Source organism: Yinghuangia soli, from assembly GCF_021502675.1.
GTDB lineage: Bacteria > Actinomycetota > Actinomycetes > Streptomycetales > Streptomycetaceae > Yinghuangia > Yinghuangia soli.
Map to the genome: position 1 here is coordinate 1 of NZ_JAKFHA010000060.1, position 19,868 is coordinate 19,868.

Annotated in this window: 16 protein-coding genes; 5 read left to right on the forward strand and 11 right to left on the reverse strand. The window is 71.7% G+C overall.

What is annotated here, in order from left to right; all coding sequences use genetic code 11:
- Window positions 1-58: 58 nt before the first annotated feature.
- Complete coding sequence (locus tag LZ495_RS42120) at window positions 59-1,057, reverse strand: zinc-dependent alcohol dehydrogenase family protein (RefSeq protein ID WP_235058548.1); 999 nt, start codon at window positions 1,055-1,057, stop codon at window positions 59-61.
- 167 nt (window positions 1,058-1,224) lie between these two features.
- Between LZ495_RS42120 and LZ495_RS42125 the strand changes: the two genes are divergently transcribed.
- Entirely contained in the window at window positions 1,225-2,448 is a 1,224-nt protein-coding gene (locus LZ495_RS42125) for a CapA family protein (protein ID WP_235058549.1), read from the forward strand.
- A 144-nt stretch (window positions 2,449-2,592) separates the two neighbouring features.
- On the forward strand, window positions 2,593-4,362 hold the full coding sequence (locus LZ495_RS42130) for a bifunctional metallophosphatase/5'-nucleotidase (RefSeq protein WP_235058550.1): 1,770 nt from the start codon (window positions 2,593-2,595) through the stop codon (window positions 4,360-4,362).
- A gap of 172 nt (window positions 4,363-4,534) precedes the next feature.
- Here LZ495_RS42130 and LZ495_RS42135 read toward each other — a convergent pair whose 3' ends face one another.
- Window positions 4,535-4,693 (reverse strand): hypothetical protein, encoded by a 159-nt coding sequence (locus tag LZ495_RS42135; RefSeq protein WP_235058551.1) that lies wholly within the window; start codon window positions 4,691-4,693, stop codon window positions 4,535-4,537.
- Window positions 4,694-4,959: 266 nt separating this feature from the next.
- Between LZ495_RS42135 and LZ495_RS42140 the strand changes: the two genes are divergently transcribed.
- Window positions 4,960-6,432, forward strand: coding sequence for a hypothetical protein (locus LZ495_RS42140; RefSeq protein ID WP_235058552.1), 1,473 nt, complete (start codon window positions 4,960-4,962; stop codon window positions 6,430-6,432).
- A 32-nt stretch (window positions 6,433-6,464) separates the two neighbouring features.
- On the opposite strand, the gene LZ495_RS42145 is transcribed toward LZ495_RS42140, so the two are convergent.
- From LZ495_RS42145 to LZ495_RS42155, 3 genes are read right to left on the reverse strand one after another with little or no spacing between them, the layout of a single operon-like run.
- Window positions 6,465-6,746 carry a hypothetical protein gene (locus LZ495_RS42145; protein WP_235058553.1) on the reverse strand — a complete coding sequence of 94 codons (282 nt, stop codon included), beginning with the start codon at window positions 6,744-6,746 and terminating at the stop codon, window positions 6,465-6,467.
- Entirely contained in the window at window positions 6,743-7,300 is a 558-nt protein-coding gene (locus tag LZ495_RS42150) for a UGSC family (seleno)protein (protein ID WP_235058554.1), read from the reverse strand. Before LZ495_RS42150 ends, LZ495_RS42145 begins: the two co-directional genes overlap by 4 nt.
- Window positions 7,297-8,379, reverse strand: coding sequence for a hypothetical protein (locus LZ495_RS42155; protein ID WP_235058555.1), 1,083 nt, complete (start codon window positions 8,377-8,379; stop codon window positions 7,297-7,299). Before LZ495_RS42155 ends, LZ495_RS42150 begins: the two co-directional genes overlap by 4 nt.
- Before the next feature lie 157 nt (window positions 8,380-8,536).
- On the opposite strand from LZ495_RS42155, the gene LZ495_RS42160 reads away from it, so the two are divergent.
- Window positions 8,537-9,334: an SDR family NAD(P)-dependent oxidoreductase gene (locus LZ495_RS42160; RefSeq protein WP_235058556.1), complete on the forward strand. Its 798-nt coding sequence runs from the start codon at window positions 8,537-8,539 to the stop codon at window positions 9,332-9,334.
- A 364-nt stretch (window positions 9,335-9,698) separates the two neighbouring features.
- The gene (gene gyrB, locus LZ495_RS42165) at window positions 9,699-11,672 is read left to right on the forward strand and encodes a DNA topoisomerase (ATP-hydrolyzing) subunit B (RefSeq protein ID WP_284701880.1); all 1,974 of its coding nucleotides are present in this window, start codon (window positions 9,699-9,701) and stop codon (window positions 11,670-11,672) included.
- 139 nt (window positions 11,673-11,811) lie between these two features.
- On the opposite strand, the gene LZ495_RS42170 is transcribed toward gyrB, so the two are convergent.
- The 6 genes from LZ495_RS42170 to LZ495_RS42205 all read right to left on the reverse strand — a co-directional run bounded on the left by LZ495_RS42170 (window position 11,812) and on the right by LZ495_RS42205 (window position 19,483).
- Window positions 11,812-12,471 carry a DsbA family oxidoreductase gene (locus LZ495_RS42170; protein WP_235058558.1) on the reverse strand — a complete coding sequence of 220 codons (660 nt, stop codon included), beginning with the start codon at window positions 12,469-12,471 and terminating at the stop codon, window positions 11,812-11,814.
- 3 nt (window positions 12,472-12,474) lie between these two features.
- Window positions 12,475-12,840 carry an antibiotic biosynthesis monooxygenase family protein gene (locus tag LZ495_RS42175; protein WP_235058559.1) on the reverse strand — a complete coding sequence of 122 codons (366 nt, stop codon included), beginning with the start codon at window positions 12,838-12,840 and terminating at the stop codon, window positions 12,475-12,477.
- Window positions 12,841-13,003: 163 nt separating this feature from the next.
- Window positions 13,004-13,942 (reverse strand): NADP-dependent oxidoreductase, encoded by a 939-nt coding sequence (locus LZ495_RS42180; protein ID WP_235058560.1) that lies wholly within the window; start codon window positions 13,940-13,942, stop codon window positions 13,004-13,006.
- 118 nt (window positions 13,943-14,060) lie between these two features.
- Window positions 14,061-14,813 carry a hypothetical protein gene (locus tag LZ495_RS42185; protein ID WP_235058561.1) on the reverse strand — a complete coding sequence of 251 codons (753 nt, stop codon included), beginning with the start codon at window positions 14,811-14,813 and terminating at the stop codon, window positions 14,061-14,063.
- Between the two features lie 867 nt (window positions 14,814-15,680).
- The gene (locus tag LZ495_RS44520) at window positions 15,681-18,959 is read right to left on the reverse strand and encodes a helix-turn-helix transcriptional regulator (RefSeq protein ID WP_268824052.1); all 3,279 of its coding nucleotides are present in this window, start codon (window positions 18,957-18,959) and stop codon (window positions 15,681-15,683) included.
- Window positions 18,960-19,006: 47 nt separating this feature from the next.
- Window positions 19,007-19,483 carry a hypothetical protein gene (locus tag LZ495_RS42205; protein ID WP_235058562.1) on the reverse strand — a complete coding sequence of 159 codons (477 nt, stop codon included), beginning with the start codon at window positions 19,481-19,483 and terminating at the stop codon, window positions 19,007-19,009.
- Between the last annotated feature and the right edge of the window lie 385 nt (window positions 19,484-19,868).

A 19,868-nucleotide genomic window follows, 5' to 3' on the forward strand; every position in this document is an offset into this window, starting at 1 on the left:
CCCCCCCCCCCCCCCACACCCGTACACCCCCCGGTGCCTGCGGGTGCCGCAGCCCGCCTCAGAACGTGATCATGGCCTTCAGCGCCCGGCGCTCGTCCATCGCCGCGTAGCCGTCCGGCACCTGGTCGAGGCCGATCACCAGGTCGAACACCGGTGACGGGTCGAGCTCCCCGGCCAGCACATCGGCCAGCAGCTCGGGCAGGTACGCCCGCACCGGCGCGACACCCCCGCCGAGCGTGATGTTGCGGTCGAACATCTGCCGGATGTCCACACCTGCGCTGCCCCCGTGCGGCACCCCGACGTAGCCGACCGCACCGCCGTCGCGCGTGATCGAGATCGCGGTCCGCATCGCGTCCTCGGTCCCGACCGCCTCCAGCACCGCCTGCACGCCCTCGCCGCGCTCCGGCACGACGTCCGTGGCCCCGAACTTCCGCGCGATCGCCGTGCGGTCCTCGTGCCGGCCGAGCATCACGATGCGCTCCGCGCCCAGCCGCTTCGCGGCCAGCACGCCGCACAGCCCCACCGCGCCGTCGCCGACCACCGCGACCGTGCCGCCGCGCCGCACCCCGGCGGCGACCGCCGCGTGGTGCCCGGTGCCCATCACGTCGGCCAGCGACAGCACCGGGGCCTCCAGCTCGGCCGGGAGGTCGGCGGGCAGACGCACGAGCGTGCCGTCCGCGAACGGCACGCGCACCGCCTCGCCCTGGCCGCCGTCCGAGCCGGGCTGCCCCCAGAACCCGCCGTGCGGGCACGAGGTGAACAGCCCCTCGGTGCAGTAGCCGCACACACCGTCGGACCACACGAACGGCGCGATCACCCGGTCCCCGGGCGCGACCGAGGCGACCTCGGCGCCGACCGCCTCGACCACGCCCATGAACTCGTGCCCGATGCGCTGCCCGGGTTCGCGGGCCGCGACGCCGCGGTACGCCCACAGGTCGCTCCCGCAGATGCAGGCGTGGGTCACCCGCACCACCGCATCGCCCGGATGGCGCAGCGCCGGATCGGGGACCTCCTCGACGCGGATGTCCTGGGGGCCGCGGATCACCGTGGCGCGCATGGCCTCTCCCTCATCTGGGCGTTTCCTTGATCGCAGCTTCACTCTCTCCCCGGTGTGGCGTGCCCGGCAAACCGCTTTCCGACATGCGATCTTGCCCAGCAGGGCAGGACGCTTTTTGACGGGATCCGGCGACTGATAGTCGGACAGGAGTGCAAAAGGACATGGATATGCCTGCATTCCGATCGCACAGCCGACGGACTGTGATCGGCCTCCTGGCGTGCACGGCCGCGCTGGCCGGCTGCGGCTCCGGACCGGCCGGGCAGGCGGCGCAGACCGCGCCGCCGCCCTCCGCGAGCACCGGGGCGACCCAGGCCGCCCCCGCGCCGGCATCCCCCGCCGCGGTCGGCGGCACGTCGCGCTTCACCCTGGTGGCCACCGGCGACGTGCTGGCCTACCCGTCGATCATCCGGCAGGCGCAGGACGACGCGGGCGGCCGCGGCCACGACTTCACGAAGATCTTCGCCGGGGTGAGTCCGGTCGTGTCCGGTGCCGACGTCGCGCTGTGCCATATGGAGACGCCGTACGGGCAGCCGGACGGCCCGTTCACCGGTTACCCGCTCTTCAAGGCGCCGCCGCAGATCGCCCCCGCACTGGCCGCGGCCGGCTACGACGGCTGCTCGACCGCCTCCAACCACACCCTCGACGACGGCTTTTCCGGACTCGAGCGCACCCTCGCGGCACTCGACGCGGCCGGCATCAAGCACAACGGCTCGGCCCGCAGCGCGGAGGAGGCGGCCGCCCCGAACATCCTCGACGTCAAGGGCGTCAAGGTCGCCCACCTGGCCTGGACGTACGGCACCAACGGCATTCCGCTGCCGGACGGCAAGCCGTGGGCGGTGGACGTGGTCGACGTGGGCCGGATCGTCGCGGAGGCCCGGGCGGCCCGCAAGGCCGGCGCCGAGGTCGTGGTGCTGAGCATGCACTGGGGAAGCGAGTGGCAGCGCAAGCCGGACGCCGACCAGCTCGCCTGGGCGCAGCAGTTGACCGCGTCCGCCGACGCCGGGCGCAAGGACATCGACCTGATCCTCGGCACCCACAACCACGTGCCGCAGCCGTACGCCAAGGTCAACGGCACCTGGGTGGTCTACGGCATGGGCGACCAGATGGCCAACTTCCCCGGCCAGGACAAGCTGGCCGGCAACTACAGCTCCATCGCGCGCTTCACCTTCGCGCGCGGCGCGGCCGGCGGATGGGCGGTCGAGCAGGCCGAGTTCATGCCGCAGTACTCCGACCCGGGCCCGCCGTTCCGGATCGTCAACATCAACGCCGAGACCAGCGCCGGAGCCGGGCGCGCACCCCGCTACCAGGGCCCCGCCGAGTCGATCCGCGCCGCCGTGCTCTCCGAGGGCGCGGCCGCGGACGGCCTGAAAGAGTCCACCGACGGCCGCTGAGGTCCGACCCGCCCATCGGTCCGAACCTGCGGCCCGCTCGGAGTTCCGCGCCCCGTTACCACACGTTTACACCGTACGTCTTGGCGCGAACGCGCGTAGACCCTAGGGTCGTCCGGATATCTACGCGCGTCTAGGAGGGGATTCATGGCCATACGACAGCGTCGCCGCGGCTGGCTCGCGGTGACGACGGTGGTCGCCGCAAGCCTGGTCGGCGGACTGACCACCACGGGTACGGCCTCGGCGGACCGCAATCCGCCCGCGCGCACCATGGACCTGCAGCTGCTCGCGGTCAACGACCTGCACGGCAACCTGGAGCCGCCGCAGGGCAGCTCGGGCACGATCCTGGAGCCCGGCGCCACCGTCCCGACCCCGGCCGGCGGCATGGCGCACCTGGCCACCCAGCTGGAGGCGGCCCGCGCCAAGAACCCGAACTCGCTGACCGTGGCGGCCGGCGACATGATCGGCGCCAGCCCGCTGCTGTCCGGCCTGTTCCACGACGAGCCGACCATCGAGGGCCTGAACAAGCTGGGCCTGGACGTCAGCTCGGTGGGCAACCACGAGTTCGACGAAGGCCGCGCCGAGCTGCTGCGCATGCAGAACGGCGGCTGCCACCCGAAGGACGGCTGCTACACCCCGGGCCGCGAGTTCAAGGGCGCCGACTTCGAGTACCTGGCCGCCAACGTCGTCGACGAGAAGACCGGCCTGCCGATCATGGCGCCGATCAGCATCAAGTACGTCAACGGCGCCTGGATCGGCTTCATCGGCATGACGCTGGAGGGCACCCCCGACGTCGTCACCGCCGAGGGCGTCAAGGGCCTCAAGTTCAAGGACGAGGTCGAGACCGCCAACCGCTACACCAAGCTGCTCAAGCTGATCGGCGTCAAGTCGATCGTCGTGCTGCTGCACGAGGGCGGCCAGCCGACGTCCGGCGCGTACTACAACTACGACTGCAACGCGGGCGGCGCGCTCGGCCTGAGCGGCCCGGTCGTCGACATCGCGAAGAACCTCGACCCCGAGATCGACGCGGTCGTCACCGGCCACACCCACCAGTCGTACGTGTGCAGCATCCCGGACCCGAAGGGCCAGCCCCGGCTGGTCACCAGCGGCGCGTCGCTGGGCCGGCTGTACACCGAGATCAACCTGACGTACGACAAGCGCACCCGCGACATCGTGCGCACCAAGGTCTCCGCCGCGAACCACATCGTGCGCCGCACCACCGCGGAGCACGAGGGTATGAAGACGCTCATCAAGGACTGGAACGCGCTGGCCGCGCCGGTCGCGAACCGGACCGTGGGCTACATCGCGGGCAAGATCGACGGCCGCGGCTCGACCAAGCCGGAGAGCCCGCTGGGCGACCTGATCGCGGACGCCCAGCTGGAGGCCACCGCGGCCGCCGACAAGGGCGCCGCGCAGCTGGCCCTGATGAACCCGGGCGGCATCCGCAGCGACTTCGCCTACGAGGGCCCCGAGGGCAACGGCGTCGTCACGTACGCGGAGGCGTTCACCGTCCAGCCGTTCACCAACATGATGGTGACGCAGACGCTGACCGGTCAGGCCATCCTCGACCTGCTGGCCCAGCAGGTCACCGGCGTGAACGCGGAGAAGCCGCGTTGGCTGCAGGTCTCCAAGGGCTTCGCGTACACGGTCGACAAGACCAAGACCGGCGCCGCGATGATCGTGCCGGGCAGCGTGAAGCTGAACGGCGAGCCGATCGACCCCGCCAAGTCCTACCGGGTCTCGTCCAACGAGTTCCTGGCCGGCGGCGGCGACGGCTTCACGGCCTTCAAGACCGGCACCGACAAGCTCAACGGCGGCTCCGACCTGGAGGCCCTGCTGGCCTACCTGGCCGCGCACTCGTCGGCGGGCACCCCGCTGCCGGTCCCGGCCGCGGACCGCATCACCTTCCAGGGCTGACGCACCGGCGCAAAAACCGGAACGGCCCCGCACACCGGCTGGTGTGCGGGGCCGTTCTGCTGCCCGGACAGGGTCTGCCGTCCTGTCGGTGCACCCGGCGGACGGGGTCGGCGGGCCGATGCCGGTCGGCCCGTCCGCCCGCCGGAAGCGGGGGTGGGGGAGAAGCGGGAGGTCAGGCGACGCGCCGCAGCGCCGCGGTCACGCGCGAAGTGGCGACCGAGCGCGCGTACCGGCGCCGGCGGGCGATCACTGCGAGCAGCGGGCCGTGGGCGTAGGAAGAGGCGGCGGTCGTCGGGCGCGGAGCGGAGGCGAGCGGGGTGGTGGTCGTCATGGCACTTCTCGATTCGTTCGGTGACCGTTCTGGAGTGAACGGCTCGGACAACCCCTACGTTATGCGTCCGGTCCGACACCCGGCGTCCCCCGGAAGTCGGCGTTCTGCGGGCCTTCCCCGGTCGTCGTCGGGGCGTCCGCGTACGACCTGAGGAGGAGGCGGGACCCCGAGCGGTCCCGGGGAAGGGACCCCGGCCTTGAACCCTTGCATGGGTGCATGTATCTCTGGTCGCGGTTGTTTTCAAGGCCTTCAGCAGGGAGTCCGCCATGGTCCTGGATCCGCGTACGCCGGTGCTCGTCGGAGTCGCCGCGGTGCAGCAGCGCGTCGACGCACCGGGCGGAGGGCTGGACGCGGTCGAGCTGATGGCGCAGGCGTCCGAGGCGGCCGCGGACGACGCCGGGCCGGGCGCCAAGCTGCTCGGCGCGCTGGACCGGGTGCTGATACCCCGCGGCATGTGGGGGCCGGGCGACCCGGGCCGCCGGATCGCGGAGCGCTTCGGGGCCCGCGGCGCGCGCACGCTGGTCGCCGAACTCGGGGTTCTGCAGCAGACGTTGCTGACCCATGCGGAGACCCTGATCGCGGCCGGGAACGCCGATGTGGTGCTCGTCACGGGCGCCGAAGCGGCGTACCGGGACCGCCGGTTGCGCGGCACCGGGCGGCCGGCGATCGCGCATCCGCTGCCGAACACGCCGCCGGACCAGGTGCTGAGCCCGGTCGGCGACATCCTGCACCGCATCGAGATCGACCGCGGCCTGCCGGTCCCTGTCCGGCAGTACGCGATCCTCGAGTCGGCACTGCGCTACGCCCAAGGCCTGTCGGTCGAGGAGCACGCCGCCGAAGTGGCCGCGCTGTGGTCGCGGTTCGCGGACCGCGCGGTGGACAACCCGGACGCCTGGCACCGCGCGCCGGTGCCCGCCGGTGCGATCGCGGCCGCGTCGCCGGCGAACCCGATGCTGGCCCGGCCGTACACGCGCTCGCACTGCTCGCGGGCCGGGGTCGACCAGGTGGCGGGGCTCGTGCTGTGCTCGGCGGAGGCCGCGGAGCGGTTCGGAGTGCCGCGCGACCGCTGGGTGTTCCCGTGGGCGGCGGCCGAGTCGAACCAGATGATCCCGGTGGTCGCGCGGGCCCAGCTGCACCGCTCGCCGGGGTTCGCCGCGGTCGGGTCGTGGCTGGCCGCGTACACCGGGGTGTCCGCGGCGGACGCGACGTATGTGGACCTGTACAGCTGCTTCCCCGCCGCGGTGCGCATCCAGCGCGCCGAACTGGGGCTGGAGGAGCGCGAGGATCTTACGGTCACCGGGGGCATGTCGTTCGCCGGCGGACCGCTGAACAGTTATGCCCTGCAGTCCACCGTGTCGATGGCCAAGCAGCTGCGCACCGACCCGGCCGCGACCGGCCTGGTGACCTGCATATCCGGCATGGTCACCAAGCAGGCCGGGGCGATGTGGTCGGCCACGCCGCCGGAGACGCCGTTCCATGGCGAGGACCTGTCGGCGCGCACTGCCGAGGCGGCGACGGTCTGCGAGGTGGTCGGCGACTACCGGGGGCTGGGCGCGGTGGACGGCTACACGGTCGTGGAGGGCCCGGAGGGGCCGACCGTCGCGATCGCCGTCGTGGCCGTGCCGGGCGGGGCGCGCACGGTCGCCACGTCCGACGACCCGAACGTGGTGGCGGCGTTCTGCGACGGCGAGTGGGTGGGCCGCCACGTGCACGTGAACGAGGCCGAACTGGCTTTGTAGGGAAGGTGGGTCGGGGCGCGGGCGAGGTTGTTCTAGGCGTCCGCGGGGTAGCGGACGTCGACCTCCCAGGGGGCCCGGCGTATGGCGGTCAGGCGCTGCTCGGCCATGCGGCGGGTGATGTCCCGGGGGACCAGGCAGTCGGCGCACGCGGCCGGGCCGGCGACGACGGCGAGGGTCACCGCGTACGGGCCGGTGCGGGTGATGTCGAGGCGGTAGTCGTCCGCGGCCAGGCCGTTCGCGAGCGGGGCGAGGGCGGCGGCGACCGCGTCGTCGGTCGGGTCGGCGGCGGCAGGGGCTTCGGGTCCTGTGGTCATGCGCGCGGCTCCTGGGCGGGGGCGGCCGGGGCAGCCCCGGTGAAGAGGGCGAGGGTGCGTTCGACGGCGTTCGCGGCCATCGCGTCCAACTGCGCGTCGGTGGAGCCGCCCAGCGGGCCCGGGACGGTGACGATGCGCGCCTGCGGCAGCCCGTACAACGCACTGACCTGCTCGGCGAGTTCGGTGAACCCGGCAGTGGCGAGCAGCACGGTGGGCAGGCCGAGCTGTTCGAGCTCGACGGTGTCGTACGCGCTCCACGAGGTGCACGAGCCGCAGTCTGCGGAACCGGTCACCACCAGGTCGGCCTCGGCGCGCAGCCGGGCCACGACCTCGGGTTCGGCGGGCAGCGCGGCGCTGGTCTTGGCGATCTCCAGGGTGACGGTCGCGCCGGTGCGTTCGGCGACGAGGCGGGCGATGGCGCCCTGGATGTAGCCGGCGTGCGGCTTGAGGTTGTCCAGGACCGCGATGCGCAGGCCGGCCAGCAGCGCCGGACTGGGCGCGAGTTCCTTGGCGGCGGTGCCGACGCGGCCTTCGGGGGAGAGGATCTCGATCACGCTGCTGCTCCGGTTCCGGTTCCTGCGCCGAACGGGACGGTGACGCTGCGGGTGCGGCCCCAACTGGGCACCACGAAGGACTGCTTGCCCGGTCCGCCGGACACCAGGACGCGGATGTTGCCCGGGTGGTCGGTCATCGGCATCAGGTCGTCGTCGCGCAGGGCCTTCTGCCACGGCCGCCACAGGTTGGCGGTGAAGTGCGCGCGGAAGTCGCCGGCCGGGCGCCGGGCCTTCTCGTAGAGGTACGACTGGACGTCCTCGCGGGCCCATCCGGCGCCCGCGATGGTGGCGGCGTGCTCGGGGCCGAGGACGACGAAGTACTCGGCGTCGGAGACCACGGCGTTGTTGGTGCCGAAGGTGGCCATGACGGTCGCGGCCTTGTCGAGGATCCCGGCCGGGTCGCGGCTCTCCATGTCGTGGAAGTTGTGCGGGTTCTCCATGCCGGCCACGGTGACCGCGCTGGGGCTGTCGAGGCCGAGCGTGCGCGGGTAGGCGGGCCACGGGCTGGCGGCGGTGTTCTCCGCGAAGCAGTAGGTGTACTTGGAGGGTTGGCCGTGCGTCGCGGCGTCGCCGAGGCCGGCGCCGTCGTGGCCCTTCGCGGTGCCGCCGGCCAGGTGCATCATGACGAACCGGACGGCGCGGCCCAGGGTCGCGTTGGCGCGGTTGCCGGGGCCGAGGGTGCCGGTGCCCGCGTTGAAGCCCAGGCGCTCGACGGCTTCGCCGTGCACCAGGACCATCGCGGACACCGGGTGGGTGGTCGAGTTGACGCCGCGCAGGTTGAACTCGGGGGCCACCAGGCCGCGGACCGCGGCGACCAGGACCGGCAGCAGGCCGGCCGGGCAGCCGGCCAGGACCGCGTTGACCGCGAGGACGCGCGGGGTCGCCTCGCCCAGGCGCGGGGCGAGGGTGCCGATGATCTCGTCGGGGTCGCCGTCGTACCCGTCGAGCATCGCGTCGACGCGCGCGGCGGTCGGGGCGACGACGGGCAGACCGTCGCCCCAGCCGCGCGACTCCAGCAGGGCGTACAGCGTCTCGGGGGACTCGTCCGCGATGGAGAGGACGGTTTCTGGGGTTGTCACGCCCTTGAAGCTAGCCTGACGAGTCGTCAGGTTCAATGATGTTGTTCGATATTTCGAAGAGACTGTTTTGTTTTTCGAATTATCGAACAGATCGAGTTGTCGAACGGATCGAGCGCAGCCCCGGAGGCCTCCGGGGGTACCGGAAGCGAGGGGTCGGATGGCAGTCGGCATCGAACTGGACGGGCGGGCCGCCTTGGTGACCGGCGGCGGTGCCGGGATCGGGCGGGCGGTGTGCCGGTGGCTGGCCCGGGCGGGGGCGGACGTCGCGGTGGCCGACCTGCGGGGCGAGGCGGCCGAGGAGACCGCGGCGCTGGTCGCCGCGGAGGGCGTCAAGGCGGTCGCCCTGACCGTGGACGCGACCGATCCGGAGCAGGTCGGCGCCATGGTCGATGCGGCGGTCGCGGCGCTCGGCGGCCTCGACGTCGCGGTCAACAACGTGGGCATGACGGCCGGGCACGGCACCGCGGCGTTCGTCGACTGGAGTCCGCAGGCGCTGCGCGACGTGGTCGGCGTGAACCTGATGGCGACCGCGTACTCCTGCCAGGCCGAGGCCCGCGCGATGATCGCGGCCGGGCGGGGCGGCTGCATCGTGAACGTGAGCTCGGGCGAGACCACGCGCCCGGCGCCGGGGCTCGCTCCCTACGGCGCCGCGAAGGCCGCGGTCAACCACCTGACCCAGACCCTGGCCGTCGAACTGGCGCCGCACCGGATCCGGGTCAACGCAGTGGCGCCCGGGACGACGCTGACCGCGCAGGTCGCCGCATCGCTCTCCGAGGAGTTCCAGGCCTCGCTGCTGGGTGCGATCCCGCTCGGCGCGCTGTCCGAGCCGGACGACATGGCCCGGCTGGTGCTGCTGGTGGCGTCGGACCTGGCGGCGCACACGACGGGGCAGTTCCTGCTGTCCGACAACGGGGCTTTCCTGTCTCGGAGCCGGCCTCCGTACGAGGTCCGCTGAGGACGGTCGCGACTGCGGAGAATCGCCCTGGAATTGGTGCCTCCAAGTCCGCGCGGCAGGGCATCGGGAAAGTCCACGTGCGGCGTTCTCCCGCATTTTCATGCCAGTCGCTCAGGGGGGATTGGATCCCAGGCTTTCAGGCCCTTGTGTGGCCACATGGAGCACTTGCAGATCCCTTGCTTCATGGCGACTCGGGTACCTTGGAGGGAGTTTCCAGGGGGCGCCGGTTCCGCGGCCGGCGGCCTTCTGGTCCTTGTTCGGGCTGCCCTGCCCGCCCTCCGCCAGCCGTCCGGCCGCTCCCGCACCGCGTGCGGGAGCGCGGTCTGCCATGCCCGAAAGCGAGCCTTCGTTGACGACGCACGACATGCGCACCCATACGGCCGACATCCCCGCCGCTCGCGAGCCCGCGGCGTACGACGCCAACGCAATCACGGTCCTGGAAGGTCTCGACGCCGTACGCAAGCGGCCCGGGATGTACATCGGCTCCACCGGGGAACGGGGGCTCCACCACCTGGTCCAGGAACTCGTGGACAACTCCGTCGACGAGGCGCTCGCGGGGGTGGCCGACCGCATCGACGTGACGCTGCTGGCCGACGGCGGCGTGCGCGTGGCCGACAACGGCCGCGGCATCCCCGTCGGCATGCACCCGCAGCAGAGCCGGCCCGCCGTCGAGGTCGTGCTCACGCTGCTGCATGCGGGCGGCAAGTTCGGGTCCGGCGGATACACCTACTCCGGCGGCCTGCACGGCGTCGGGCTGTCGGTCGTGAACGCGCTGTCGACCCGCCTGTCGGTGGAGGTCCGCACCGACGGGCACCGCTGGACGCAGGCCTACGAAAAGGGCGTCCCGGTCGCCCCGTTGGCCCGGCACGAGGCAACCGGCCGGACCGGTACGGCCCTGTCGTTCTGGGCGGACCCCGAGATCTTCGAGACCACCGAGTACTCCTTCGACACGCTCGCCAGGCGCTTCCGGGAGATGGCCTTCCTCAACCGCGGCCTCACGCTGACGCTGACCGACGAACGGCCCTCCGCGGACGGGGTGCCGAAGGCCGTCTCGTACCGCTACGACGGCGGTATCACCGACTTCGTCACGTACCTCAACGCCCGGAAGGGCGAACCGGTCCACCGCTCGGTCGTCGCCTTCGGCGCGGCGGACCCGGCGCGGCTGCTGGCCGTCGAGGTCGCGCTGCAGTGGCACGGCCAGTACACGAACAGCGTCTACTCGTACGCCAATGCCATCCACACCCACGACGGCGGCACCCACGAGGAGGGCTTCCGTACCGCCCTGACCACCGTGGTCAACCGCTACGCGCGCGACAAGAAGCTGCTCAAGGAGAAGGACGACAACCTCTCCGGCGAGGACATCCGCGAAGGGCTGACCGCGATCGTCTCGCTCAAGCTCGCCGAGCCGCAGTTCGAGAGCCAGACCAAGGCCAAGCTGGGCAACACGGAGGCGCGCACCTTCGTGCACAAGGTCGTCCACGAGCACCTGGCCGACTGGTTCGACCGCAATCCGCAGGAGGCCGCGGACATCGTGCGCAAGGCCGTCCAGGCGGCCACCGCGCGGGTCGCGGCCCGCAAGGCGCGCGACCTGACCCGACGGAAAAGCCTGCTGGAAACCGCCGCGCTGCCCGGCAAGTTGTCCGACTGCCAGTCCAACGACCCGGCGGAATCGGAGATCTTCATCGTGGAAGGCGACTCGGCCGGGGGCTCGGCCAAGTCCGCGCGCAATCCGCGATGCCAGGCGATCCTCCCGATCCGCGGCAAGATCCTCAACGTGGAGAAGGCCCGGATCGACAAGATCCTGCACAACCAGGAGATCCAGGCGATCATCTCCGCGCTCGGCACCGGCGTGCACGAGGACTTCGCCATTGCGGGACTCCGCTACCGCAAGATCATCCTGATGGCGGACGCCGACGTCGACGGGCAGCACATCAACACTCTGCTGCTGACCTTCTTGTTCCGCTTCATGCGCCCGCTGATCGACGGCGGCCACGTCTACCTGTCCCGGCCGCCGCTGTACAAGATCAAGTGGAGCCGCGAGCACGTCGAATACGCCTACTCCGACCGCGAGCGCACCATGCTCCTGGAGCGTGGCCGGCAGGAGGGCCGCCGGATCAAGGACGACTCCGTGCAGCGCTTCAAGGGCCTGGGCGAGATGAACGCCGAGGAACTGCGCGTCACCACCATGGACCCCGACCACCGGATCCTCGGCCAGGTGACCCTCGACGACGCGGCCGTCGCCGACGGGCTGTTCTCGGTCCTGATGGGCGAGGACGTCGAGGCCCGCCGGAGCTTCATCCAGCGCAACGCCAAGGACGTCCGCTTCCTCGACATCTGATGCACGGTCGTGACACGCCCGCCCGGAAGGTGACCCACCCCCACCTGACACACCATCATGAAGCGCACACCCGCCCGCCCGTCAGCTCCCGTACGGGCGGGCAGGTGTGCCGATGGCTGCGACCGCCATCGCATCGAGGTCACGCACCTGCGGCCACCGAGGCACCGGTCCGTTCGGCCAGGGCGTCCCGAATTGCCGCCCGCAGCCGCTCGGCCGGCTCGATCCCGGAGACCGGCGGGCGACCGCCGACGACCACCGACGGGACGCCGGTGACCCCGAGTGCGGCGCCGCGGGCCTCGTCGGCCCGGACCTCGGCGGCGTACGCGTCCCCGTGCAGCGTCGACCGCACTCCGTCCTGGGCCAATCCGGCTGCCACGCCCAGTCGTTCGAGCACCTCGCGGTCCGCAAGGTCGGCACCTTCGGTGTGGTACGCGTACATCAGCGCCTCCAGCACCGCATCGGCCATGTGCTGATGCGCCGCCAGCTGGACCAAGCGGTGCGCATCGAACATGTTCACCGGGCGGGACAGGTGCAGATTGAGCTCCAGGCCTTCCTGCACGCCGTTCGCCTTGATCAGCGCGATGCGCTCGGCGGCGCGGTCGCCCCACCAGCGGGGCATCAGCTCCTCGGCGGTCGGCCCGGGCGTACGGCTGGAGTCCGGGTCGAGTTCGAAACTGCGCCACACCACCTCGACCTCGGCGCGCCCAGCGGGGTCCAGACCGGCAACTGCCGCTTCCAGGCGCCGCTTTCCGATGTAGCACCAGGGGCACATCATGTCCCCGAAGACCTCGACCAGCATGCGTCAGCCCTCCTTGCGCGGTCCGGGGCCGACCTCGCGGACGACCGTGTACGTGGGCACCCCGGACATCCGCGCCTCGGCCCGCCCGCCCAGGGCCTCGACCGCCCCGACGATGTCGGCCATGCGGCCGTCGGTGTCCGACGTCTCGACGAAGTTGCGGTAGTCCGCCTCGCTCGCCCAGCTCACGACGTTGTAGACGCGGGTGCCGTCCGTGCTGACGTGGAACCGCGCGGACAGGTAGCCGGGGTAGAAGCGCACCCACTTCTCCTGGATCGCGGCGAACGCGTCCACGAGCTCCTGCTGGGTGGCCGGGCCGTCCACGGTGTAGTCGATGATCGAGTAGAAGCCGGAATCGGTGGTCGCGGACATGGTGTTCCTCCTGCGTGCGATCTGCGTGCGATCTGCGTGTGCGCCCGGGGTCAGGTGGCCCTGCCGGATGCTGAGTCGTGCCGAGTCGTCCTGCTCTTGCACCGCGCCGCATTGCGCGGGTTGTCGGAGCTGCGTCGTACGGCGCTCACGGCGCTTACGGCGCTCACGGCACGAGCAGGACGACCTTCCCGCGGCCGTGCCCGACCGCGACCTCGCGCTGCGCATCGGCGGCGCGCGCCAGCGGGTACGTCCGCCGCACGTGCACCTTCAGCTTTCCCTGGGCGTACAGTTCGGCGGCGGCTGCCAGCCGCGAGACATGCCGCAGCGCGGGGTTCGTCGTACGGATGCCGCCCTCCGCCGCGCGGTGGTGGTCGACGAGGGTGATCACCCGTGCCGGGTCCGCGAGTTCGAGTGCGGCGTCGAGTGACTCCCCGCCCGCACCGTCGAGCACCGCGTCGATCCCGCCCGGGGCGGCAGCGCGGACCCGGTCCGCCATGCCGGGCCCGTACGCCACCGGGATCGCGCCGAGCGACCGCAGGTACTCGTGGTTCTGCTCACGGGCCGTCCCGATCACCGTGGCACCGAGCTCGCGCGCCAACTGCACCGCGACCGTCCCGACGTTCCCCGCCGCCGCATTGACCAGCAGCGTGTCGCCCTTGCCGACGCCCAGCATCTCCAGCGCGATGGACGCCGTCTGCGCACCGGAGTTGAGGCCGCCCGCGACCTCCCACGGCATGTCCGCGGGCTTGACCGCCACGTGCTCGGCCGGCACCACGATGTACTCCGCGTACGCCTTGAGCACCGAGAACCCGAGCACCTCCGCGCCCACCTGCAGCGGCTCGCCCAGCGGATTGGCCCCGACGCCGGCGCCGACCGCGTCCACGACACCGGCGAACTCGTTGCCCGGGATCCGCGGCAGCGGCATCGTCTCGGTCAGGAAGGCGGGCAGCCACCCCTCGACCACCGACACGTCGAACGGCTGCACCCCGGCTGCCCGCACCCGCACCCGCACCTCGCCGGGTCCCGGCTCCGGCACGTCCACCTCGGCCAGCCGAAGCACCTCGGGACCACCCGGCTCGTGGAACAGCACTGCCTTGCCCATGACACTCTCCCCGCATTCGCTTCTCGACCGTTCCTGCAGGTCAAAAAGCTATGCGGGGGTGCGGGGGTACCGAATCCGTAGAACTACGGTAGTCGCGGCGCAGCCGCAGGCTGCTTCTTCAGGACGTCAGCAGCAGGAGCAGCGCATACCCGTCCTCGGCAGCCTCATCGTCGTCAAGCGCTCGCCACGCCGCGTGGTCCATGTCGGCCAATTCCCGGGCGAGGGCGAGTTTCTTCCTGTCCGATCTTGTCAGCTCAGCCCTGAGTGTCAGCGGTGCGGTCGGGAGCGAGAGCAAGAACGCCAGGTCGCGATAGTGCTTTTCCCGGGATGTCGCTGCGATGCCGAGGGCTGCGGACTTTCCTACGATGGCACCAAGAAGGTCGGGGCGTCGAATGGTCCCGGTCCGATGACCCAGTTGGACCGATACATCAGCGGTTCGTTCCAGCGCTCTCCGTCCGCCGGGAACTTCCAGGGTCGTCCCGGGCGGTGTTGTGGTGAGATCCGCGTGTTTGCCCATGTGATCCGGGGCAAGCAAATCGACGGTCAGATGGTTGGCCTTCGATGCGCGCTTGTATCGATGAGCCTTCCCTTCTGCGGACATGCCGTCGACTCGAAAACCCAAGTCCCCCAGCGCCGCCACCAGGCGGTGCAGGCTGCGCGGTTCGGAGACCAGGTCGGCCAGGACGTCCAAGTCCTGGCTCACCGTCGGGGGCACGCGATCGTGCTCCATGCCATGGAGCAGCACCATCTGGCCGCCGATCAAAGTCCAGGCCGGAGGTACTCGCTCGGACAAGTCCAACAGGGTGTTCCAAAGGTCGATCACTGGTTCAGTGAGGATGTCAGCATTGATGACGACCTGTAACTGGCTCATGCCTCATCCTTGCTTCGATTGCAGCCTCTTGAAGAGGGAATCCAAGACTCCGGCTGCGGCTGCGATGGCTCTGTCTGTCTGGGCATCCAGCAGGTCGGCCGCCACGACTGGGGCGGGAGCGTACCCATGCCCACTTGCCTCCCCCGCAAGAAAGGTCCATGCCTCTACGGGTGGGACGCGCACAATCAAGTTGGCGCGCGGTGCATCGGCGATCATCCCGAACTCCCGCTCTAGTTCGGGAAGGCGGCGGCGCTCTACGTATGCCTCGGCGGTACCTACTCCCATGTAGTCCGCGCCGATGTCGGGCGCTGCGCTTACTCCCGACCGCACCACGCCCGAGGAGTTCAAGAAGTCGGCGAGGACACCCCGATGCACACGGTACGGATGCACCTCCGCGCGGTGGGCGAGCAGATGTCGCAGGCGAGCGGGAACGAGATCCGGGTCTTTGCCAAGATCTCGCAGACGTGCCCGAAGCCGGGAAAGCTCCGGGGCAGACAAGTCTGCGGGTTTGTCGCCGGCTAGCAAGACCATGAGACCCCAGGCGTTCCTTGGGGACAGCGGACGGCCCGTCGGCGGCCCCTGCGCTTGGCGGGCACGGACACTCGCAATGTCCACCAGCCACCTGCCGTCGACGCACACACCCTGCAGGCCACCGCTTTGCAGCAGCTGGCGGACACGAGCAGAGTTGACGCCCAAGGACTTCGCGGCCTGTCTCACCGACATCTGGTCCATGTGGCAACCTTGCGGGTTCACTAGCGGGTCCAGGAGATAAGTCGCAACTATTGTCGGATGTCATCCGCAATTGCGTCAAGTCTATTCAATTCGCTAGAGAAGACGCAATGCAACGCCGATCGACGGGCCGGCGTCTCAAGCGGATGTCCCGCCGGTGGCGAGTGCCAGCTTGACCAGCTCGCGGCGGGAGCCGATGCCGAGCTTCGGGTACGCCTTGTAGAGGTGGTACTCGACGGTGCGGCGGCTCAGGAACAGCTGGGCGGCGATGTCCTGGTTGCTCGCGCCTGCTGCGGCGAGGCGGACCACCTGGAGTTCCTGCGGGGTGAGTGCGTCCAGGGGGAGTGCGGCGGTGGGTGCCGCCGCCCCGGCGGATTCGGCAGGGGCCGTGGTGAGGCCCAGGGGCAAAGGCGTTGTGCCGGCTTCGCCTGCCGCGCGGAGTTCGGTGCGGGCGCGTTCCGCCCAGGGGGTGGCACCGAGGCGGTCGAAGCGGGCGGCGGCGGAGCGCAGGTGGCTCCGGGCGTCGGTCCGGCGCTTGGACCGCCGGAGCCATTCGCCGAACAGAAGCTCGGTACGCGCCTGTTCGAACGGGCGGCCGCTGCCCGTGTGAGCAGTGATCGCGGCGGAGAACAGTGCTTCCGTGGTTTCGCCGGACTCGGTTGCCGTCTGAGGTTCGGCGGTGGCCGGCTCCGCGGAGAGCAGGGCCCGGCAGCGCAGGGCGACGGCCTTCGCCCACGGCGTGGGAGCAGCCTCGGCCCAGGCCGCGAACCGTACGAACGGGCTCGCGGCACGCTCCGGTCGGCCCGCGCGTACGGCAGCTTCGACCAGGTCGGGGATGGCAAAGGTGAGCGACGACCGGTACGCGCCCGGGCCGGTCAGCGCCGACTCCAGGCGTTCCAGCGCGCTGTCGTACCGGCCCATGCCGATGTCGAGGAGGGCAATTGCCGGATGGCCGGCCAGGCCCTCGCGGTCCGCGACGATCGCGTGGCAGCGGGCCTCGTCCCCGGCCAGCGCGGCGATGCGCAGGTGCGTCGCGGCCAGGTCGTCGAGGACGTGCCGCTGGCCGGTCTCGCGCGCGAATCCGGCCCCCTCGGTGGCCGACGCCTCGGCGTCGCGGTGCAGGCCGGCCATGAGCTGGGCGTGCGCGAGCGCGGCCAGGACGTCGGCGAGGGCGCCGACCGTTCCCCGGGCCCGGCACCGTACGGTCTCGGCCTCGGCCAGTTCGGCCGCGGCAGCGTCGTCGCCGAGGATGCGCGCCAGACGTCCGATGAACAGGCGGGTGATCAACGCATCGGCGGGCGCGGTGCGTTCGCGGGCGACCAGGGCGGCGATCGGCGGGATTCCGGTGGCGAAGTCGCCGTCCGGCAGTGCGGCCAGGCCGGCGGTCGCGGCGGTCACCAGGGTGTCCGGGGCGGTATGGGAGGCGAGTTCGGCGATGCGCCGCAGCAGCCGGGATTCGCCGGACGTCCAGGCGTATCCGGCCGCGATGGCCAGCAGCGCGGGGGCAGCCGCCATCGAGGGAGCGGCTGACGGGAGGGCACCTGTCGGGGGAGCACCTGTGAAGGGACTGTCTGCTGAGCGAGTGTCTGCTGAGGGACCCTCTGTCGAGGAGGGCGCTGTCGGCTGCGTGTCCGTCGAGGAAGCCGTCGTAGAGGGAGCACCCGTCGGCGGAGTGCCCGCTGCGGAGGCGGCTGTTGAAGGAGCGCCTTCGGTGCCCAGTGCGTGGTCGTCCGCGGCGGCAACCAAGTCCTCGACGCCCGACACCAGCAGCCGGGCGGCGCGGCGCGGGTGGCCGCGGAAGTTCTCCGCGGTCGCGTCGACCATCGCGAGTGCGGCACGGATGGCGGGATCGTCGGACGCCTCGGCCGCGCGTGCCGACAGCGCCGTCGCGTCGTCGGTGTCCCCGGCGACCACGGCGGTCTGCGCGGCGCGCAGCAGCAGGCGGGCCCGGTCGGCACGTTCCGGACTGAGCCGGGCGGCCTGTTCGTACGCTGCCGCCGAGCCGCCGCCGCGGGCCCACGCGTGGTCGGCGGCCTGCTCCATGGCGGCGGCCACCTGCGCGTCGGGTCCGGTGGCGGCGAGGGCCCGGTGCCAGGCGGCGCTGAGGTGCTGCGCCGGGAGTTCCTCGAGTGCGTCGGCGAGGGATCGGTGGGCGTTGACGCGCTCGGTGAGGGTGGCGTCCTGGAACGCGGTGGTGCGGATGAGCGGGTGCCGGAACGTGTAGCTGCCGTCGGTGACGACGAGGACGGCTGCGTCGACCGCCGCGTCCAGGTCGGCGAGATCGCATCCGAGCGCGCGGGCCGCGGCCAGCAGGATGGCCACGTCGCCGCTCCGGTCCGCGGCCGCGACCACGGCCAATGTGCGGGCCTTCGGGCCGAGTTCGCCGAGTTTGCGGCGGAACGTTTCGGCGACCGCGTCGGGAGCGGTGAGCGTGTTGGGGAGCGGCGATGCCGAACCGGAGCGGTGCTCTCGTCCGAGACCACTGGCCAACTCGCGGAGCGCGAGCGGATTGCCGGACGACTCCGCCACGACGCGCCCTCGCGCCGGAGCCGCGAGCCCCGGGGTGTGCGCGGCGACAAGCGCGGCGGCCTCGACGTCGCCCAGCGGGGCGGGGGAGAGGACGGGCAGGCCGGCGAGCGCGGAGAAGACACCGCCGGCGCTGCCCCCGCTGGAACTCGGCTCCGAACCCGAACCCGAACCCGAACTCGACCCCGACCCCGAACTCGACCCCGACCCCGACCCCGAACCCGGACCGGGACCCGGCCCCGACCCCGTACCGGAGGCAGGACCGATGCTGCCGCGGTCCCGCGTACCGAACAGCACCGCCACCCGCTCGGCACCCAGCCGCCGCGCCGCAAATCCCAGCGCGGCGGCCGATGGCGCGTCCAGCCAGTGGGTGTCGTCGACGATGCACAGCAGCGGGCGTTCCTCCGCCAACTCGCCGAGCAGCGTCAGGACGCCGAGGCCGACCAGGAAGCGGGCCTCATCGGACGGCTCGGCGAGTCCGAATGCCCCGCGCAGCGCGGCGGCCTGCGGAGCCGGCAGCACGTCCAGCCGGTCCAGCGCCGGGGCGAGCAGCATCTGCAGCGCGGCAAAGGGAAGGCCCGCCTCCGACTCGATCCCGGTGGCCCGCAGGATCCGGAACGGGACGGTGGCGTCGCCTTGGCCCGCACTCGCGCCCGTGCCGGTGCCGGTGCCGGTGCCGGTGCGCGCGCCTTCGCCTGTACCCGTGCCCGCACTCGCGCCTGAACCCGCGGTTGTGGCGCCGCCGCCGGCGATGTCCGCAGCCGCCGCGAGAAGCGCCGACTTCCCGATACCCGGCGGGCCGCTCACCACCAGCGCGGAACCGTGTCCGTCGCGTGCCGACCCGATGAGCGCGGCCAGCGCGGCGAGCTCGGTATCCCGTCCGAAAAGCATCGTTCGATGCTAATGGTCGGCTTGGCTGCGGCGTCCGCAGCCGACGGCTACGCCTCGTCCCAGCGGTAGCGGTCGCCGTCCTGCACGCAGCGGATCACTTCGCCGTTCCCGGCGTGCGTGGTGCGGCCCAGGTCGGCCTTGCGGCAGAACTGGCCGTCCTCGTAGCAGTTCCCGGCGTTCGAGACGATCTCGCACTTCGGCTTCGGTGCGGCCGCAGTCGTGGGCGGACGCTTGGTCGTCGGCGCGACCGGCTTCACGGTGGTCGGGGCGGGCTTCTGCGTCCGTGCCGTGGCCGTGGCTGTCGGGATGGGAGCCTCGGTCGTCGGGGGAGCGGGGGCCGGTGCTGCTTCCGTGGGTGCAGCCGGACCTGGTGCCATCGTCGGCGCGGCCGACGCCGACTCCGGCGCCGAGGTGGTCGGAGTCGAAGATGCGCCGGCGAAGGCGCTGTCGGTGGTGTCGGCGCCGCAGGCCGCCAGCACGAGCACGGAGATGGCCGCTGCCGCAGCCAGGCGTATGCGTCTCACGTTCGGGCTCCTGAGGAGAAGGGCGTAAGAACAAGGGCGAAAAGCAACGGGCGAAGAGCGACGAGCAAAGAGCGAAGAGCAAAGAGGAAAGAGCGAAGAGCACAGGGCGAAGGCAGGGCAGGCCAAGGCAAGGGCAAGCCGCGATGACGGGCCGGCGCATGAAAGTCCCCCCGGACTGCGCCCGACCATAAGGTCAGTTGAGGTGGCCTACGTTAGGGGCCGACGCGCTTGCGTGTGGGCAGAAACCGACAGTTGCTGCGGCAGATGGCCGCCAATATCCGGCGATTTTCACGCAGTTGGGCACGACAAAGGGTCGGGGGGGGGCGGGGGGGGGGGGGCCCCCCCGGGGGGGGGGGGGGGGGGTGGCGAGGTAGTGGGCACCAGG

Excerpts from the sequence above, each read along its gene's own strand:
- LZ495_RS42120 (WP_235058548.1), bottom strand. The coding sequence starts at position 1,057 with ATGCGCGCCACGGTGATCCGCGGCCCCCAGGACATCCGCGTCGAGGAG.
- LZ495_RS42125 (WP_235058549.1), top strand. The coding sequence starts at position 1,225 with ATGCCTGCATTCCGATCGCACAGCCGACGGACTGTGATCGGCCTCCTG.
- LZ495_RS42130 (WP_235058550.1), top strand. The coding sequence starts at position 2,593 with ATGGCCATACGACAGCGTCGCCGCGGCTGGCTCGCGGTGACGACGGTG.
- LZ495_RS42135 (WP_235058551.1), bottom strand. The coding sequence starts at position 4,693 with ATGACGACCACCACCCCGCTCGCCTCCGCTCCGCGCCCGACGACCGCC.
- LZ495_RS42140 (WP_235058552.1), top strand. The coding sequence starts at position 4,960 with ATGGTCCTGGATCCGCGTACGCCGGTGCTCGTCGGAGTCGCCGCGGTG.
- LZ495_RS42145 (WP_235058553.1), bottom strand. The coding sequence starts at position 6,746 with ATGACCACAGGACCCGAAGCCCCTGCCGCCGCCGACCCGACCGACGAC.
- LZ495_RS42160 (WP_235058556.1), top strand. The coding sequence starts at position 8,537 with ATGGCAGTCGGCATCGAACTGGACGGGCGGGCCGCCTTGGTGACCGGC.
- gyrB (WP_284701880.1), top strand. The coding sequence starts at position 9,699 with ATGCGCACCCATACGGCCGACATCCCCGCCGCTCGCGAGCCCGCGGCG.
- LZ495_RS42170 (WP_235058558.1), bottom strand. The coding sequence starts at position 12,471 with ATGCTGGTCGAGGTCTTCGGGGACATGATGTGCCCCTGGTGCTACATC.
- LZ495_RS42175 (WP_235058559.1), bottom strand. The coding sequence starts at position 12,840 with ATGTCCGCGACCACCGATTCCGGCTTCTACTCGATCATCGACTACACC.
- LZ495_RS42180 (WP_235058560.1), bottom strand. The coding sequence starts at position 13,942 with ATGGGCAAGGCAGTGCTGTTCCACGAGCCGGGTGGTCCCGAGGTGCTT.
- LZ495_RS42185 (WP_235058561.1), bottom strand. The coding sequence starts at position 14,813 with ATGAGCCAGTTACAGGTCGTCATCAATGCTGACATCCTCACTGAACCA.
- LZ495_RS44520 (WP_268824052.1), bottom strand. The coding sequence starts at position 18,959 with ATGCTTTTCGGACGGGATACCGAGCTCGCCGCGCTGGCCGCGCTCATC.